This is a genomic window from Nonomuraea sp. NPDC004702, from assembly GCF_053601695.1.
On record NZ_JBSGCE010000002.1, the window covers coordinates 67,663 to 84,158 of the forward strand.

At 66.2% G+C, this 16,496-nt stretch carries 14 protein-coding genes and 2 pseudogenes; 6 read left to right on the forward strand and 10 right to left on the reverse strand.

What is annotated here, in order from left to right; genetic code table 11:
- Positions 1-1,043: 1,043 nt before the first annotated feature.
- A complete protein-coding gene (locus tag ACWEJ6_RS02940; RefSeq protein WP_452420821.1) occupies positions 1,044-1,988 on the reverse strand; it encodes an ADP-ribosylglycohydrolase family protein in 945 nt (314 codons plus the stop codon).
- 440 nt (positions 1,989-2,428) lie between these two features.
- Between ACWEJ6_RS02940 and ACWEJ6_RS02945 the strand changes: the two are divergent.
- The 4 genes and pseudogenes from ACWEJ6_RS02945 to ACWEJ6_RS02960 form a co-directional block, all read left to right on the forward strand.
- Positions 2,429-2,632 (forward strand): annotated as a pseudogene (locus ACWEJ6_RS02945) (helix-turn-helix domain-containing protein); the annotation flags it as partial.
- 213 nt (positions 2,633-2,845) lie between these two features.
- A complete protein-coding gene (locus ACWEJ6_RS02950) occupies positions 2,846-6,379 on the forward strand; it encodes a hypothetical protein (RefSeq protein WP_452421313.1) in 3,534 nt (1,177 codons plus the stop codon).
- Positions 6,380-6,976: 597 nt separating this feature from the next.
- Positions 6,977-7,057: pseudogene (locus ACWEJ6_RS02955) on the forward strand (hypothetical protein); the annotation flags it as partial.
- 99 nt (positions 7,058-7,156) lie between these two features.
- Positions 7,157-7,570, forward strand: coding sequence for a hypothetical protein (locus tag ACWEJ6_RS02960; RefSeq protein WP_452420823.1), 414 nt, complete (start codon positions 7,157-7,159; stop codon positions 7,568-7,570).
- Positions 7,571-7,618: 48 nt separating this feature from the next.
- Here the strand turns inward: ACWEJ6_RS02960 and ACWEJ6_RS02965 are convergent, their stop codons facing one another.
- Positions 7,619-8,278, reverse strand: coding sequence for a hypothetical protein (locus tag ACWEJ6_RS02965; protein WP_452420825.1), 660 nt, complete (start codon positions 8,276-8,278; stop codon positions 7,619-7,621).
- A 105-nt stretch (positions 8,279-8,383) separates the two neighbouring features.
- Here ACWEJ6_RS02965 and ACWEJ6_RS02970 point away from each other — a divergent pair, with 105 nt between their 5' ends.
- Positions 8,384-9,037, forward strand: coding sequence for a DNA alkylation repair protein (locus ACWEJ6_RS02970; protein WP_387669269.1), 654 nt, complete (start codon positions 8,384-8,386; stop codon positions 9,035-9,037).
- A gap of 327 nt (positions 9,038-9,364) precedes the next feature.
- Here ACWEJ6_RS02970 and ACWEJ6_RS02975 read toward each other — a convergent pair whose 3' ends face one another.
- The 3 genes from ACWEJ6_RS02975 to ACWEJ6_RS02985 all read right to left on the reverse strand — a co-directional run bounded on the left by ACWEJ6_RS02975 (position 9,365) and on the right by ACWEJ6_RS02985 (position 11,014).
- Positions 9,365-9,880 (reverse strand): N-acetyltransferase family protein, encoded by a 516-nt coding sequence (locus tag ACWEJ6_RS02975; protein WP_452420827.1) that lies wholly within the window; start codon positions 9,878-9,880, stop codon positions 9,365-9,367.
- Positions 9,881-9,943: 63 nt separating this feature from the next.
- Positions 9,944-10,402, reverse strand: coding sequence for a hypothetical protein (locus tag ACWEJ6_RS02980; protein WP_387668883.1), 459 nt, complete (start codon positions 10,400-10,402; stop codon positions 9,944-9,946).
- A 375-nt stretch (positions 10,403-10,777) separates the two neighbouring features.
- Positions 10,778-11,014 carry a hypothetical protein gene (locus ACWEJ6_RS02985; RefSeq protein ID WP_358282576.1) on the reverse strand — a complete coding sequence of 79 codons (237 nt, stop codon included), beginning with the start codon at positions 11,012-11,014 and terminating at the stop codon, positions 10,778-10,780.
- Between the two features lie 487 nt (positions 11,015-11,501).
- Here ACWEJ6_RS02985 and ACWEJ6_RS02990 point away from each other — a divergent pair, with 487 nt between their 5' ends.
- Positions 11,502-12,149, forward strand: a complete 648-nt coding sequence (locus tag ACWEJ6_RS02990) for a hypothetical protein (RefSeq protein WP_452420829.1) — start codon at positions 11,502-11,504, stop codon at positions 12,147-12,149.
- Between the two features lie 96 nt (positions 12,150-12,245).
- Here ACWEJ6_RS02990 and ACWEJ6_RS02995 read toward each other — a convergent pair whose 3' ends face one another.
- The 5 genes from ACWEJ6_RS02995 to ACWEJ6_RS03015 all read right to left on the reverse strand — a co-directional run bounded on the left by ACWEJ6_RS02995 (position 12,246) and on the right by ACWEJ6_RS03015 (position 16,420).
- Positions 12,246-12,959 (reverse strand): DUF4097 family beta strand repeat-containing protein, encoded by a 714-nt coding sequence (locus ACWEJ6_RS02995; RefSeq protein WP_452420831.1) that lies wholly within the window; start codon positions 12,957-12,959, stop codon positions 12,246-12,248.
- A gap of 132 nt (positions 12,960-13,091) precedes the next feature.
- Positions 13,092-13,931 (reverse strand): LLM class flavin-dependent oxidoreductase, encoded by an 840-nt coding sequence (locus tag ACWEJ6_RS03000; RefSeq protein WP_452420833.1) that lies wholly within the window; start codon positions 13,929-13,931, stop codon positions 13,092-13,094.
- Complete coding sequence (locus ACWEJ6_RS03005; protein WP_452420835.1) at positions 13,928-14,497, reverse strand: hypothetical protein; 570 nt, start codon at positions 14,495-14,497, stop codon at positions 13,928-13,930. The genes ACWEJ6_RS03000 and ACWEJ6_RS03005 overlap by 4 nt, the downstream gene beginning before the upstream one ends.
- 98 nt (positions 14,498-14,595) lie before the next feature.
- The gene (locus ACWEJ6_RS03010) at positions 14,596-14,943 is read right to left on the reverse strand and encodes an STAS domain-containing protein (protein ID WP_352349177.1); all 348 of its coding nucleotides are present in this window, start codon (positions 14,941-14,943) and stop codon (positions 14,596-14,598) included.
- Between the two features lie 34 nt (positions 14,944-14,977).
- The gene (locus ACWEJ6_RS03015; RefSeq protein ID WP_387668873.1) at positions 14,978-16,420 is read right to left on the reverse strand and encodes an LCP family protein; all 1,443 of its coding nucleotides are present in this window, start codon (positions 16,418-16,420) and stop codon (positions 14,978-14,980) included.
- Positions 16,421-16,496 lie beyond the last annotated feature (76 nt).

The following is a 16,496-nucleotide window of genomic DNA, read 5'->3' on the forward strand; positions in this document are numbered from 1 at the left end:
AGTACAGCAACGCTGCCTCACGCAGCCCGATTGTCGTCCCATGCGGCGTCACACAGCCTCGTTTGGGCTGAATCAGCCGCTTGGGCTACGGCCGCAGGCGGGGGCGGAGATAGCATTTCGAGGCGTAGAGTGACTTAGTCGCCGGGCGTCGCCAACGGCCGAGGCCGTTACCTTGGGTGGCCCCAGCACGCGTCCCCATACTCTACTCGGCCTGCTTAAATGTGGTCACCAATGGAGAAGGTGATGTTGGCGCCATGCTGCACCAGAACAAGCAGAACGATGATGACGATGACGACAGTCCAAATATAGCGCGGCACATGCTTTAACGCTGGTAGCGAGAGAACTAGGTCCAACGACATTACTATTGGCTCTCCATTCATCAGATCAGTAAGCGCCTCTTAGTGGGAGGGGCTGGCGCGATGCGCAAAAGGCCTGGCAAGGCCCCTCGGGTCTTGTTGTCTCGCGAGAGCTAGGCTATATCGAGTCCGCCTCTAGAGAGCAAAACAAGTCGCGATCAGTGTTTGTGGTTCTCTGGGTGAACCACAATGGCACCTGCTGGAATCCTGCAAGCGCCTCCTTATGCGTGAGTGGACTTCATGATGAGAGGTTAGCGGATATATGGCCGGAACTGGCGCCGTGCATTGCGAACGACTGCGAGATTCTGATACATGATGTATAGAAGATCTTGTGAAAAGGGTTGACAGCGAGACGGCTTGATGTGTGGCGGGATGAAGGTGGAGGATGTGAGGTTATGTCGCGGCCCGATGGCGCCGTTGCGTGGGTCCTTTGGGATGCTTCGCGCTTGGCCGTTCAACACGAGCCGTACAAAGTGATCGGATCGACGTGAGGTCTCCTTCACCCTGCTAGCGCCGCAGAGCAACCATGGCTGAGAGTGACAGCAACACTGACAGCAGCGTCCTCACACACCTCCATATCCATCCGACCGTCCACTCGTGTCTCACTAAGCTGTTGATCAGCAGAGCAGGGTGATTGCTCCGCCTGAGAAGAGGACGGTCGTTGCGCTCTGCCAGCCAGGATCCAGGTCAGTCGGGAGTCGGACGCTCTACGAGGGCACGAGCGAGGTGGATCAGGTGGGGCAGGTGGAGGGTTCGGCCACCGCTTCCGGGTAGCGGAACATGCAAGGCCTCGGTCCACTTGGTTGGAATCGCTGCCGATCCGTACACGGCCCCGGCCAATCCGCCGGTGACTGCGGCGACGGTGTCGGTGTCGCCGCCCAGGTCGATCGCGGCGCGGATGGCGTCCTCAAAGCTTCGGGTGGTTCGCAGTGCCCATACGGCCGAGCCGAGACAAGGCCAGACGGCACCGTTGAATTCGGTGGCCTGGTCGGGATGCCAACTGCGGGCGAGGATGGCGGCGTAGCGTTGACGATGGTCGGGGTGGACAGCGGTAAGGGTGCGGGAGAGCTGGCCCAAGGGGTCCGTGCCGCCCAGGGCGACACGTATCAGGTCGTGAAAGATCGCGGTACCTTCCCAGGCCGCCGGGTCGCCGTGGGTGAGGGCGGCGATGTGCCGAGCGGCGTCCATGGTGGCTTGCCGTCCGTCGCGGGCGAAGTACACCGCTGACGGGGTGGAGCGCATCAGCGCGCCGTTACCCGCAGCTCGGTGGCTGCTCCGGTAGTGGGCGGCGGCGGCCTGATCCCAAGGCAGGCCGCGGGTCAGTACGTCTTCGGTCTGCAGTCCGATGTCTTTCGGCTGATCGGCCGCCCATCGCTGGAAGCGGGCGAAGATATCCGGCAGGTCCAAACCGCCATGTTCCAACAACGACTCGGCTACATGAACGGCCATCTGCGTATCGTCGGTGGCCTCGCCGGCGTCCCAGCCGCCGCCTCCAACCATCTCGCCGCCGGCACCCGGCACCGGAAAGCGGGAGGAGAACGCGCCCGCCGGGCCGAACTCGAAGGGAGCACCCAGCGCGTCGCCCACAGCCGAGCCGACGACTGCGCCAACGGCACGCCGCACAAGATTCATACCAGCAGGCTACATAGCCTTGCAGCGCCGATCGTCTGATGCTTCGCAGCGGGGTGAGCAAACCAATCCGCAGGAGACGGCGAACGTTGGACTATGACAGGCAGATCGCCAGCAGGACGCTGTGTACAGCAGCGGACTACAGCAACGTCTCCTTACGCGATCACGAGTCGTCGACCCGCATTACCGCTTGACCACGCTCGCGAACCCTCAACGAGGTAACTGGCCTCTCGCTCGACTACAGCGAGAGATCAAGGCACAACAAAGATCATTCTGTGTAGGCGCTCTTAGTGGTGCCGCTGTCTGCGATGGCTGGGCGATCGGCGCCGCGCGGACAATGCGGACTCAGTGTGAGGCCCGAGACACCAACGAGGTCGTACCCTCACAATCGGGGTGGATGTAGTCGTACGATCGTCAACGAGTTTGTTGGCTACAGCTGCTTGATGTCTTCCCGCATTGTCTACAAGGTTCACAATCGCTCGAGGTACTGTCCATCCGTGGATGATGAGCACGACCCCCTACTGAACGTACGCGAAACTGCGAAGCGGCTCCATGTGCACGAGAACACGGTGCGGAACTGGGCGGCCAAAGGCGTCCTGCAGTCGGTTAGGCTCCCGGGAGGGGCTCACCGCTTCAGAGCGAGTGAGGTCGATCGGCTCGGGCGGCAGCGTGGCGCGCATGTTGCATCCGTTGAACGTGGGCGGCGTGCGGCAGGACCTGAGCTGGTGGACGCGACGCAACTCACGCAGTGGGCAGCTTCGAGGGATGCTCAAGAACGGTTTCCGGAACTCGTCCGAAGATTGCTCGCCGCTACCCCTGGCGTCACTCACGTTCAGATACGAGCAGGCGATGGAGTCGCCTTGTCAGGATGGGATGGGCTGGCGGAGTCAGCAGGAACGGCCTTCCTTCCGGCAGGAAAGCTGTGTTTCGAGTTCGGGGTTGGTAAGGACCCCAAGGGGAAGGCCGACGACGATTATCAGAAGCGTCTGGATGAAGCCGACACCGATGAAAAACTAGGGGAGTTCGTCTTCGTTTTCTGCACCCCCCGGCGATGGGCGGCGGCGGACGAGTGGGCTCAAGCTCGGCGAGATGAGGGGCTCTTCAGCAACGTTCATGTGCTCGACGCCGATGCTCTCGAAGGATGGATGCAGGCGACGCCCTCAGTCCACGTGTGGATCTCCGAGCGTCTGGGCCGCCGGCCAAGAGACGCCGAAAGCCTGGATCGCTGGTGGGACCGGTTTCGGTCTCGTACGTCCCCCAACCTGAGCAGCGCTTTTCTCCTGGCCGGTCGGGAAGGGGAGATGACGCGGCTTGAGCGAACTCTGATTAGCGAACCGGCTGTGATCGCGGTCAAAGCACCGTGGCGAGACGAGGCAGTGGCGTTCTTGGCGGCTGTGATCGAATGCCGGATGCCAGACGCGCCGATTGCCGTGGTCGTCTCATCGGCCGATGTCTGGGACCGGGTCATCGCCGAGACCGGCCGAGCGATTCTAGTCCCAGCGTTCGACGGAGCCGACGTCGTTGGCGCGCAGGCACACGGACACCATGTAGTTGTGCCCGCGGGGCGGGACCATATTGTGAATCACGCTGTGACGATTGACCTTCCACCGGTCGGGCGCCACCAAGCCACCACCGCTCTCCAGGAGTCGGGTGTCGCTGCGGATCGTGCATACTTCCTCTCCGCCTTGGCCCGCCGCAGCATGCCTTCGCTGGTCCGTGAGATGGCTCAGGACCCAGCCTTCGCCACACCCGCCTGGGCACGAACACCGGTGGACAATGCGATTCTGGCCTCACTGGCGCTGGTCGGTTCTTGGCTTGCGCCTTCAGAAGATGTGTCTGTGGTCGAGCGGATGACGGGACGCTCCTGGGATGAGGTCGAAGTGGTGCTCCTGCACTGGCAGAACACTGAGGATCCACCTTTCATCAAGTCGGGCACACAGTGGCATGCCGCCTCCGCCTTTCAGGTTTTCCAGGTTCTGCAGCCCCTCATTTCGTTGTCAGTTCTGGAACGCTGGCGGCAGATCGTGATCGACGTTCTGCTCGGTGGCAGCGGCTCAGGTGTGATGCGACGGGGAATTGCATCAGGGCTGGCGCTAATGGGCGCCGAAGGAGACCGGCACATGCCTGACGGCAACACCTGTGCCGATCACGCCACTCGCACTGCCACGCTGCTCCTGCGCGCGGCAACAGAAGACGAAACGTCGAATACCTGGGGCCTACTTAGCGATATCTTGCCCCTTATCGCTGAGGGGGCACCGGACGCGTTTCTCGCCGCAGTCCATGACGATCTCGACCGGAACCGAACTCTGGGAGGCTTGTTCCAGGACAGTGATGGAGTATTCGCAACATCCCCACACACTGGCATGCTCTGGGCTCTGGAGACTGTCTGCTGGCATGTCGAGCACCTGATCGACGGAGCCTTTGCGCTGGCACGTCTTGACGCCATTGATCCTGGCGGCCGGACCGCAAATCGCCCCTTGGAGAGTCTCGCCAGCATCCTCGCGGGTTGGATCCGCCATACTGCCGCTCCAGCGGAGATCAAATTGCAGGCAGTATCCCTGATATGTCGACGGCGGCCCGATGTGGGATGGAGGACCGTCATGGCGCTACTGCCAAACCCCCACCGGATCCTCACTCCTCCGGAGAGTCCGGTATTCCGTGACTGGAAGCCGGAGGACCAGACGGTGACTCTCGCCGAACTGATCTCCTACGTCAGCGCTTTAATGACCCATGCCCTTGCGAATGTAAGCACTGACGCCGGCCGATGGATTGAGCTACTCGGACACCTCCGCTCGCTGCCTTCAGGAGAACAGTCACGTCTGTTGGACGCGCTATCGAGGACGGCCGACCACCACGGTATGCCCATCAGCGAACAGGCGCGGCTCTGGGAGAAGCTGCGTGCGATGGTCGCTAACAGGGAGCGCTTCGGCGAGGCAGAACAAGCGCAGGATCGAGTACTCACGCGGCTGCGGGGCCTCGTGATTCGACTCGAGCCGTCAGGGGCGCCTCAACGGCTTGGCTATTTGTTCGACTGGCAGCCAGACTTGCCCGGTCTGGACGTGACAGCCGACTACGAGCAATACATCCACGGACTGGCCACAGCGCGGCGAGATGCGCTAATCGATGTCCTCGCAGAATCATCGCTCGACGGCATCCAGCAGCTCGCCAGAATGGCCGCGGTGCCGAACCAGCTGGGATTGACGCTGGGGGAGGTCGCGTCGGAGGAGCTGACATCTCCTCTGCTTGAATGGCTGGATTCCCCAGAGCCGCCTCTGCGCGACGTCGCGGCGGGCTGGGCACAGCGTAAGCTGCTAGAAAACGGCGCGGTGTGGCTGCACGACGTCCTGCTGCGTCCGGAAATGGCGTCTCATACGAGGCGGTTGTGCTTGGTGCTAAACGCGCTTCCCCATCGTGATATGTGGGACGCCATCGCAAACGTGGACCCCGCCCTATATACGGCTTACTGGGAGTCAGTGTCAGTGGTTGTGGTGCGCGGTGATGATCTCGAACGGGCGATGGAGGAGTTGGTGAAGCATGGTCGCCCGTGGACGGCCCTGGAGGTGCTACAGCTAGGTATTCATCGAACAGAAAACCACCCTTTCATCACCGCGGCGATGGTGCGCAACGCATTGGATAGCGCAATGGTTGGCGATACCTCATATGCCCGTTCTCCTCGTCAAGAATATGGCGTAGGACGCTTGATCGATTACTTGGCCGCTCAGGACGCTGATCTAAAAACCATCGCACGCTATGAATTCGCGTTTGCTCGGGTAACCGGCGACAGGCGGGAAAATAAGGCGCTTTACTCCGTGCTCGGTGGTGATCCCGACCTGTTCGCCGAAGTCGTGTCCTATGCCTACAAGGAGAAGAACGGGGACCGTCGGCAACTTGACGAGAATCAAATTGCTACTGGAGTTCTAGCGCATTACGTGCTGCGCTCCTGGTCTCGGGTGCCTGGCGCTCAGGAGAATGGAGCCATCGATGGCGAACACCTATGCGACTGGGTCACGCGGGCGCGTCTCAGGCTTGCCGGGATTGACCGAGAAGATATTGGTGATGAGATCATTGGCCAGATTCTCTCGGTCAGCTCTGAGGATGCCGATGGTTCCTGGCCCGCAGAAGAGGTAAGAGAGGTAATTGAAAGCATCGGTAGCTCGGGAATCGATTTCGGTCTATATCTCGGGATCCTGAACGGCCGTGGAGCGACCTTGCGAGGCGTGTTCGAGGGGGGTCGGCAAGAACGTGACCTTGCCGACAATTATCGAGACCTCGCGCGCCGGATAGCCAGTGGCTGGCCCAGGACTGCACGGGTATTGCGCGGCGTTGCCGATACTTATGAGCGCCGCGCACGAATGGAAGATTTGGAGGCACAAACGAGCGCCGACACAGATTAGCCTGATTCGTTCTGCCGACGACGTTGCCGGACGAGTCGCCTACGGTTCCCACGACTCGGAGCTTGCCGGAGCTGGAGTAGAACTGTGCCGTCTCGGTTCGAGCCCCCCTTGGATGTCGTCGGCGGGTGGCCGACTGTCCCAGAGTTCGAGTGCCACGTCGACGGTGCGCCAGGAGTCGCCCAGCTGGTGATGATGGCGACGTTCGCGGTGGTGAGGAACCAGTCGGTCATGTTCGCTCGATCCGCGAGATCCCAGAGGCCCTCGGCACTTCCGATTGCCCATTGGCCCCATCAAGGTCCGTGATCATGAAGCTGAAGATCTGGTTCCTCGTCCTGTCAGGGATGCGGTCGAGCAGGCGGGCATCGATGTCCTTGGCATGCGGTAGGCGGGACAGGCTGATGCTGTCTCCGGTGAAGCTTGCGGTGGTAGGTCATGACGTTGCTCGCTTTGGTGTCACCCACACCAGTGTCCGGGATCTGATCGTGTTCCGTCGCTGTTCCGTGGGAGCGCCGGAATCGACGAGAAGTGATGCGAGACGGCGGCAAGCATAACCGCTGGCCATCCACATGATCGGGCTGTATCCGCAGGTGACTGCATCGCGGACCGGAGATCACCCAGATCTACGAGGGCACCAACCAGATCCAGAGAATGGTGATGGCCCGCCAGCTCCTCAAGTAGGCATCCGGCCTGCAGAACCCGAGACCGCGGAGGCGGTCCCGGGTTTTCGCGGGGGAGGCCGTGGGGATCGCCGGACGACTCTGTTTCGAACGTGCCGAGGTGAGCATGCACGAGCTCGAACTGGTCGACCTGGTGGACGAATCTCTTTCGCGCTGCCAGATGATGACGTGGACCGATGGTGAGACGTACGAGCTGCGGCTGGATCGCGCAGGCGTTTCGCCGATCAGGGTTCTCTCGTCGGTCGACTTCGAAGACGCCTTGCGGCAGCTGAGAACGGAGCTGGAGCGGCGGAATCTGCTGTTGCTGTGCAACAGGTACCGTCGCGATGCGTTCGTCTCCTCGATGTCACGTCAAATGAGTGAGGGCCTTTCGTGCTATCTGGTCGTCGCCGGGGAACCTGTATCGCCGGAATTGCTTGTCGACAGCCTCGGGGCCGCCTTCAGGGGTGATGTCGTCACAGCCGAGGAGGCGTCGAAGTTCATCGGTGAGTGGATCGCCGGCTTCGATGACTGAGGAGTCTCTTTTTCGGGGTCGGCGTGAGCTGTGGCGATTTCGGGTTGGTCAGACGAAGCCTTCGGCGACGAGGCGGGTGCCGTGCTCGTCGATGATGTGGCGTTGGCCCGATCCGCCGACGACGCGGCACCAGCTTTCCACGGTCAGCCGGGTTCGCTCCAGCCGGTAGCTGAAGCCGCCGTACATGCCGGGGACGGCGAACCAGCAGGCCGGGTGACGTTGCTCGGTCAGAGGTTCCAGGTCGGGGAGGCGTAGCTGGTGCTCGGTGACCAGGTCGTCGGCGCGTTTGTGGATCAGCGCGTGGAAGTGGTGCTGGATCGACCTCAAAGTTCCGGCCGGCAGGTGGTGGTGGGTGACCGGGGTGAGGGGCGCCAGGAGGGCGTGGTGTCCCCGGCGGGTGGCGATGTCGATCGCCCGTTCTCCTTGAGCGGTACGGAGCGTGCGCCAGGCAGCGCGGGCGATCAGCCGGTGCACGACGCTGACGTCGGCGCCGTGCCAGGCGGCCTGGTGGAGTGGGGCGTATCCGCTGGTGCCGCCGACTCTGCCGCCGTTGATCCACTCGGGATGCTCTTCGACCAGCTCGAAGACTGTGGACCAGGCGCCGTCACGTGCGGCGTCGGCCAGTTCGTCGCGTTCTTCGAGCAGATGGTCCTTGTAGGTCGAGCGCAGAGTGACGCCGTCCCACCTCGAAGCCTGGTCCTGTTCCATGCAGCCTCTGTCCGTCCGGTCACGGAGACACACCAAGGTACGTCACAACGCGTTTAGGCTGGAGCTGCTTCTGAGGAGGTGGCCGGGGTGACGTTGACCGAGGTGATGGCCGAGCTGGCCGCGCTGGAGGATCCCAAGGCGCGCGAGGTGAACGAGAGACACGGCGACGATCACGGCGTGAACCTCGGCAAGCTGCGCGCCCTCGCCAAGCGGCTGAAGACGCAGCAGGAACTCGCGCGCGGGCTCTGGGAGACGGGTGACACCGCGGCGAGGTTGCTGGCGACGCTGGTCTGCCGTCCGAAGGCGTACGAACGGGACGAGCTGGACACGATGGTGCGCCAGGCACGTACGCCCAAGGTGCGCGACTGGCTCGTGAACTACGTGGTGAAGAAGAGTCGGTACGCCGAAGAGCTGCGGGTGGCCTGGTCGGCCGATCCCGATCCGCTGGTCGCGAGCGCCGGGTGGGCGTTGACCGTCGAGCGCGTGGCGAAGAAGCCTGAGGGGCTCGACCTGGTGGGGCTGCTCGACGTCATCGAGGCGGAGATGAAGGACGCCCCTGACCGTCTGCAGTGGGAGATGAACAACTGCCTGGCTCACATCGGGATCGAGCACGCCGAGCACCGCGCCCGTGCGATCGGCATCGGTGAGCGGCTGGAGGTGCTCAAGGACTATCCGACGTCCCCGGGGTGCACGTCGCCGTTCGCGCCGGTGTGGATCGCGGAGATGGTACGCCGGGAGCAGGGCGGGGCGGCTCACTAGAGGGTGGAGACGAAAAACGTTCGAGAGGGTCGCTGACTGTCCGACGTGCTGATCGAACTGCCTCAGGTGTTGCGTTACCTGGATTTCAAGAAGGATTTCTTCGGCTCGAAGAAGGCTAGCGGGGCATGCAGCGTCGTCTTGATGAGCTGGGACCGGATTTCGAGCTGCTGGCCTCTGTCGCGCACGACGTCCACGGGAGAATCACCGGCTCAGAGGCGTTTTCGGCGGCTTCCCTTTGATTCCGGCGCTCGGCGGCGTCCCGGACGGCGAGCAATGGGATTTCGATGACCCCACTGAATTGGTGCGGAGGCTGCCGCGCATAGCTCGTCATCGAGGATTGTGAAGGGCGGGGAGGAGTTTCGTCATCACCCGGGAGCCGTGCGGGGCCAAGGCAGAGAATTCTTCGGAATCCTGGAAGCCAGAGTCCCGGAAATCGTGACGCGTGTAAAGCGCGATGGCCGGTGCGTTTCCGGGTTTGACGGAAAGCCGCAGCGTCTTGGCCCCTCGCCACGTGGCCCATCTTTCGATCTCGCGGATCAGGTGGTCCCCGACTCCCCGGCCGCGGGCGGACGGGCTCACCCACATGGACACCAGCTCGACGCTGTCCGCCGTCTCGATCGGGACGCCGCCGCCCATCCCGGCCGGGCGTCCGTCGAGGAAGGCGACGACGTTGTGCGAGCCGCGCATCGTCAGGCGGGCCCGCCAGCGTTCCTCGCGGTCGCCGTCGCCCTGCCAGTCGGCCAGCGTGGAACCGAAGGCGGGGCCGGCGTCGGCGAGCGCGGCCAGCCGTAGTTCGCGCCAGAGCGGCCAGTCGTCGGGCTCCAGGATGCGTAGTTCGACCATGTTCCGACCTTGCCCGCCGACGGTGGGGCCGGGCAACGGGATTCCCCGCCGGAGGGGGCCGGGTTACGGCGTGCGATCGGTGCCGGCGCTTTCGCGGCTCCAGATTTGCCTGGCACGGGGGAGGTCCCTGATGGTGCCGCCTTCCGGGATCATGCCCCAGAGGAAGGGGACCAGGTAGGCGGGCGGGCCGCCCAGGAGTTCGGTCAGTTCGTCCTCGGTGATGGCGAGGGTGAAACGGGGGCCCGGTCGGGCGGGGGTCCAGCCCTGTTCGAGGGCGCGGCGGACGCATGCGGCGACGAGCGGCGGGCGGATCGCGATCGTCCGGGCTCCCCGCCAGTTGTCCGGACGGGCGCAGGGGAGTGACACGAGCAGGACGCGGCCGGGATCCTCGTCGCGTTCGACGACGAAGGTGAGCGGGGCCGCGGAACTGCCGTCGCCGAAGGCGGGTCTGTGGCTGACCCGCCAGCGGAAGGCGGTGCCGTCGACCGTGATGAGCCGCGAGCCCTTCCTGGGCATCGCCATGGGCGCCTCCGGGTGCTGCCTTCGCGACAAGTGGGTGCGGGACGGTCGCCAGCGTAACCCGCCGCCGCCCGCGACCAGGACCGGAACGGGCAGGACCGGAACGGGCAGGACCGGAACGGGGGCGGGGGAGGTGCGGGCCTGGGAGGCGCGGTCCGGGAAGGTGCGGTCAGGGGGGAAGTGTGGGACCGGTGCGGGGTCTCCGACCGGTCCTCGGTGCGTTCGCCGTCCGTGCGGGTGCGGGTGCGGGTGAGGGTGCGGGGGTGTGCGTTGCGGGACGTGCCCGAGCGCGGGGGTGTGCGGTTGTGGGACGTGCCGGGGCGTGAGGGGGTGCGGTTGCCGGACGTGCCGAGGGGGTGCGGGACGGGTGGGGCGGGGTCAGCCGCTGGTGTCCTGTGACGGAGTCTCGGGTTTCTGGGAGTTCAGCCAGGTGTGCACGGCCGAGGTGCCGGTGATCCAGAGTGCCGCGAAGCCGCCGGAGGCCGTCGCGCCCGCCATGATGGCGCCCGCGACCGTGCTGCCGTTCCCGGTGGCGAGCAGGCCGGCGACGACACCGACGAGCAGCGCGAGCAGGGCGCCGCTGACCGCCGACCAGATGAGGGTTGTCTTGCTCATTCGTGTCCCCTTGCCGTACGGGCTTGTTGTTGACGTAGGAGTACCAGCGGGACTCGGGGGCGCGTCCGCGCAATTGATCGTTCCGGCCGTGATCGCGCTTGCCTCGGACGTATTCGGACGACATCGGATGGATTCGGCCGAGTAGGGCTGAAGGGACGGATGTGTGTGATGCGCCTGGCACCCCGACAAGACCGACTTATGGCACTATGGCTGCTTATCTCAACGCAACGAGGGGGTGGCGCCTGCCCGCCTTCTCGAAATGCCACTTCCACTCTTAAACCGGACAACGGTGTCCGAACCGGGGCGGCTCATGAAGGATGTCGGTCAAGGTGAAGATCACCTTGCTGTGCTCGTGACACGTCTGAACAGATTGCGTGAAATCGAATGCGGAAACCCGTCGCTGAAACGGATTGAGAAAGTCGCGCTCGCCCTTTTGGCCGAAGAGCCCGAACGAAACAGATGGCGCCGGCCGTTGCCGAAGTCGACCGTGTCCGACCTGCTGAACGGCAGGTCGCAGAAAGTGCCGGATTTCCTGCTGATGCGGACCATCGTCGAGGTGTGTCAGGTGATCGCGGTGAAGTCCGGCATGCCCATCGAGTCCGTGGCGGAGCTGACCGCCGAGTTCAGCGCCCTGTGGCAGGCCGCCAAGGCGGAGGCGGGGGAGGCCGCGCGACGCCGGAACGGGTCGCCGGCCGCCGCCCGGACCGGCGGGGACGTCCTGGAGCCCGCGCCCGGCGAGCAGTCGTCCTGGCAGCCCTCGCCCACGGAGCTGCGGGTGCCGCTGCATTGGGGACGTCTGGGCATGTTCCGGCTGCGGTCGGCGGAGAGGGGTGACGCCAGGGCCGCCCACGAGCTGGCGGTCCTGCTGGCCTGCGAGGCGTGCGGCGCGGATGGGAAGGAGGCCGAGCACTGGCGGCGGCTGGCCACGTACTGGAACCACCGGGCGCTCGGCGCGGTGCCGGAGGCGGCGGGCTTCCAGCTCCGCGGACGCCGGCTGGTGGTGATGGCCAGGGCGCTGGCCGAGAAGTACGCCGAGGCGGGCAAGCCCAGCTCGACGTACTTCTGGAAGGCCGTGCGGCAGGCGGAGACGTCCGTGCGGACGGTGGAGGCGCGGCAGGAGGCGGAGGTCGGCTGACGCCCCCAAAGCCCCTACAGGCCGGAGGTCGGCTGACGCCGCCCGACACCAGCGCGCGCCCACAGGCTGGAGGAGACGCCAGCGCGGCCGGAGGGGTCAGCGGGTCAGGACGCGTACGTTCCCGTACGTGCTGCGGGCGAGGATGGTCCTGGAGCTGGACTTCGTGCTCTTGATGTCGGAGTGCTCGGAGCCGTCCTGGCTCTCGACCTTCACCTGGTAGGAGTCCTTCGGCACCCGGACGGTCACGCCGCCCTCGCGCGACTTCACATCCAGGTCCGCGGGCGGCGCGGCGAAGGCCAGGGAGATCGAGCCGTCCAGGGTGCGTCCGCGCACGCTGGACGATCGCAGCCCGTCGCCCTCGATCGTGCCGGAGTCGGTCATCAGACGCAGCTTGCCCGAAGTGTCCTTGACCTCGATGCGGTCGCCGCTGGAGACGTCGACGTCCTGGGTGAGGCCGTTCAGGATGACGCCGTCGGGGGAGTCGATCGTCAGCCGCACCCCGGCCGGGACCCTCACGTGGTAGCGCGCGCCGCAGTCGCCGACGATGAGCGTGCAGTCGGCGCTGAGCCGCAGCACGCCGTCGCGCAGCGACCAGGAGGGGCTGGTGGACGCCTTGCCACGCGTCCAGCGCCGCACCTCGACGGCCGGGCTGGTGGCGGGCAGCACCCGCACCCCGCCCAGCGACGACGAGATCTTCAGTTCGGCCCCCGTGAACGGGAACGTCCGGACGGCGGGCACCTCATCGCTGTCGAAGCGCACGCTGCACCCGGTGACCGCCAGGATTGCCACGATTACCAGCAAAAGCCTCATGCAAACGATCGTGGCGAAGCGGCGGCGGAGGCCCATCGGCCGTTCGACCGATGCCCCTCCGCCATTCGGCCATAGGAACCACGGCCCCGACGCCAAGGCATCGAGGGAATCCCAGCCCCGACGCCGGTGGGGCTACAGCGCCGACAGCAGGGCGTGCACGTGCGGCAGGGGATCGCGCCCCAGCGGCCGGACGACCACCGTCCCCGCACCCGCCGCCCACATGCTCCTGACCTGCTCCGCCGCCTGCTCAGGGGTCCCGGCCGCCATGACGACGTCGTGCGGCGACACGCCCAGGTAGGCCGCCTGGTCCCGGACCACCGGATGGGCGAGCCGGTCCGCCTCCTCGCCGATGTGCAGGAAGGTGAACACGCCCAGCTCGTGGTCGTCGCCCCCGGCGATCCGCTCGACGATGCCGGGCAGCTGTGCCGGGCCGACGCCCTCCGGCACGATCGTGCCCTGCGCGACGCGTCCCGACAGCGCCAGCGAGCGCGGCCCCTTCACGCCCGCCAGGACGGGCGGCGGCACGGCCGGCGGATGCACCAGCGACACGCCGTCGAGGTGCACCGCCTTGCCGTGCATGGTGACCGTCTCGCCGCGCAGCAGGGCGCGTACGGCCGTGATCGTCTCCTCCAGCAGGGCGAGCGGCGACGGCACGGCCGCGCCGACCTGGCGCATCCATTCCTGCACGCCGTGCCCGATGCCCGCGGCCAGCCGGCCGGGATGCATCCGGGCCAGGTTGCCGATCTCCATCGCCAGCAGCATCGGGTTGCGCAGCGGCGCGGGGGTGATGCCGATGCCGACGCGCAGCCGGGACGTCACGGCCAGCGCGGTGGCCGCCGCCGAGACGCCGCCGGTCCAGCCCAGGTCCTCCACCACCCACAGGTCGTCGACGGTGGTCTCGTCGAGCGCCCGGGCGAACGGGATCAGCTCCTCGGGCGGCAGATCCCGGTCGAACATCACACCAAGTCTCACGAAGCCCTCCAGTAGTAGCGGAACAGCCGGCCGACTTCCGAGTATCCGGCACGCAGGAAGGCGTTCGCGGGGTCCTGGCGGCGATGCGCCGCACGCCGGCCTCGGCCGGCGCGCGCGTGCCGTGCGCGAGCAGGTCGTCGACGTAGCCGCGGCCGCGGTGCTCGGGCGCCACGCGCGATGTAGGCGATGCGGTGGTCGTCGGGCGCGACCAGGCCGACGGGCGAGCCGCCGAGGCGGCCGACGACGAACCAGTCGGGCTTGGCCTTGCGGTCGACCAGGTCGTCGTCCATCCAGCGGGCCTCCTGCGCGGCGCCCGCGGAGGCCGGCTCGACCTGCGTGTCGTGGTCGAGCGAGCCCTCGGAGATGCCCATGAGCAGGGCGAGCACCTCGTCGGGGCGCAGGTCGCGGGCCGGCCGGTAGGTCAGCCCGGCCCGGATCCGGGGGGCCCAGAACGCCAGGCGCGCCCGCCCCTCCGGGAAACACCACTCCGGCTTGGTCCTGCCCTCGGCGAAGGCGAAGGCGGCGGCGAGCTGGGAGCAGGCAGGCTCGGGGAACTCATCGAACAACGTGCGGGCCTCCGGACGCGAGAGGGATCTTCCCGCGAGCCTACGAGCCATTGGCTCCGGGGAGATGTGCTCACGTCCGTGATCCGGGCCGGACGCGGTCAGGCGGCCGGGTCGAGGGCGGCACGGGCCTCGCCGAGCGAGGCGCTGGTCTCGAAGTGCCGGTCGAGATTGGTGATCGTGAGCAGGTGACGGATCATGCCGGGCCCGAGGACGAGGATCATGCGTCCTCTCATGTCCTGGACGTGACTGAGCGTCGCCACCAGGACGCCGAGGCCCACCGAGTCGCAGAAGGGCACCTCGGTCAGGTCCATCACCAGGTTGAGCGGATCAGCCGCCGCCAGCGCCTGATCGAGCTCGGCGCGAAGCCGAGGAGCGCCCGCCACGTCGAGATCACCGACGACGTGCAGGACGGTACAGGGGTCCTCCCGCCAAGACTTGACCACCATGCCAATCACGTGCCCTGGCTTTACCTGGTTATGCCTATTTCTTGCAGATGTTCTCCATGGCGGTCTTGGTGGTCGGCGTGGAGCTCGGCTTGCTCGCCGGGGTGTCGGGCTGCTTGAGCTTCTTGATCTTCGGCTGGTCGCTGCCGGCGATCACCTCGACGCCCTCGACGTCGGCCTGCTTCAGCTCCGCGCCCGGGATGACGGACGCCACCAGGCGGGCGGCCGCCTCCTGGCCCGCGGCGTAACGCACGAGGGTCTGCTTGTGGTCCTTCTTGCCGGTGTTGCCCGGCTCGCCGGGCACCTTGAACCCGGAGGCCACCAGCGCCGACTTGGTGCGCGCCCCCAGCCCCGTGATGAGCGTGCCGTTCATGACCTTGACCGTGACGCTCTCCGGCGGGACCACGGTCTTGGCCGGCGACGGCGTGGCCGTCTTGGTCGGCACGGGCTTGGCGAGGTCCTGGTCGGCGTCGATGCGGCGGAACATGTCGCGGGCCGCCGGACGGTCCCACAACACCGCCGACTCGCCGGTCGGGGCCTTGAAGTCGACGTTCGCGAGCGGCACGTCGGCGAAGCGGACGTCCTCCAGCGACACGTCGCGCAGCTGGGTGGCCAGCCCGATCAGCCCGTCGTCGGGGTCGACCTTCACCGTGCTCAGCGTGGAGTTGACGAACGCGGCGAGCTTGGCCGGGTTGGCCAGCGTGTCGGCGCTCAGCGCCCGGTTGAGCAGCGCGGAGATGACCTGCTGCTGCCGGTCGATGCGGTCGAGGTCGGAGCGGGCGGTGGCGCGGGTGCGGGCGTAGCCGAGCGCCTGGGCGCCCTGGAGCTGGTGGGTGCCGGCGAGCAGGTTGAGACCCGTCTTGGGGTCGTTGATCGGGATGGGCGTGCAGACGGTGACGCCGCCGAGCGAGTCGACCACGTCGATGAACCCGAGGATGTTCACCTCGATGTAGCGGTTGATCTCCAGCCCGGTGGCGGCCTTGACGGTCTGCATGGTGAGCTTCGGCCCGCCGAACTGGTAGGCCGAGTTGATCTTGTGGTCGCCCTTGCCGGGGATCGTCGTCCAGGTGTCGCGCGGCAGGCTCACCACGGTGACGCGCTGGTGGTCCTCCGACAGGTGGATGACCATCATCGTGTCGGTGCGCTGGCCGGACTCGCGGCCCAGCTTGAGCTGGTTCTGCTGCTGCCGGGTCAGGTCGTCGCGCTTGTCGACGCCGACCAGCAGGATGTTCTCGGCCCCCTGGGACTTGGGGGCGGTCACGCCCGCGTCGACCGTGCCGATCTGGCGCGGGGTCGCCCACACCACGCCGGTGGTGACCAGGATGCCCGTGGACAGCAGGCCGGCGACGATCACGTTGCGGCGGCGGGCCTTGGCACTCCGCACGGGCCTGCGTGGACGGGTGGCAGGAGTGAGCCTGACGCCGCCGTAGGCGTCGCCGCCCACCAGCACGCCGCCGTCCTCCTCGCCCGCTTCGCGCATGCCCTCCTCCTCGGATCCGCCGGGGACACCGGGGCTTTCGATTGCCCTTCTCCCCTGGTCGTACAGTAGCGTGAGC

What these genes read in the sequence shown, in the direction of transcription:
- ACWEJ6_RS02980 (WP_387668883.1), bottom strand. Translation starts at nt 10,402, where the DNA reads ATGGCGATGCCCAGGAAGGGCTCGCGGCTCATCACGGTCGACGGCACC.
- ACWEJ6_RS02995 (WP_452420831.1), bottom strand. Translation starts at nt 12,959, where the DNA reads ATGAGGCTTTTGCTGGTAATCGTGGCAATCCTGGCGGTCACCGGGTGC.
- ACWEJ6_RS02970 (WP_387669269.1), top strand. Translation starts at nt 8,384, where the DNA reads ATGGCCGAGCTGGCCGCGCTGGAGGATCCCAAGGCGCGCGAGGTGAAC.
- ACWEJ6_RS02985 (WP_358282576.1), bottom strand. Translation starts at nt 11,014, where the DNA reads ATGAGCAAGACAACCCTCATCTGGTCGGCGGTCAGCGGCGCCCTGCTC.
- ACWEJ6_RS03015 (WP_387668873.1), bottom strand. Translation starts at nt 16,420, where the DNA reads ATGCGCGAAGCGGGCGAGGAGGACGGCGGCGTGCTGGTGGGCGGCGAC.
- ACWEJ6_RS03010 (WP_352349177.1), bottom strand. Translation starts at nt 14,943, where the DNA reads ATGGTGGTCAAGTCTTGGCGGGAGGACCCCTGTACCGTCCTGCACGTC.
- ACWEJ6_RS02965 (WP_452420825.1), bottom strand. Translation starts at nt 8,278, where the DNA reads ATGGAACAGGACCAGGCTTCGAGGTGGGACGGCGTCACTCTGCGCTCG.
- ACWEJ6_RS02940 (WP_452420821.1), bottom strand. Translation starts at nt 1,988, where the DNA reads ATGAATCTTGTGCGGCGTGCCGTTGGCGCAGTCGTCGGCTCGGCTGTG.
- ACWEJ6_RS02975 (WP_452420827.1), bottom strand. Translation starts at nt 9,880, where the DNA reads ATGGTCGAACTACGCATCCTGGAGCCCGACGACTGGCCGCTCTGGCGC.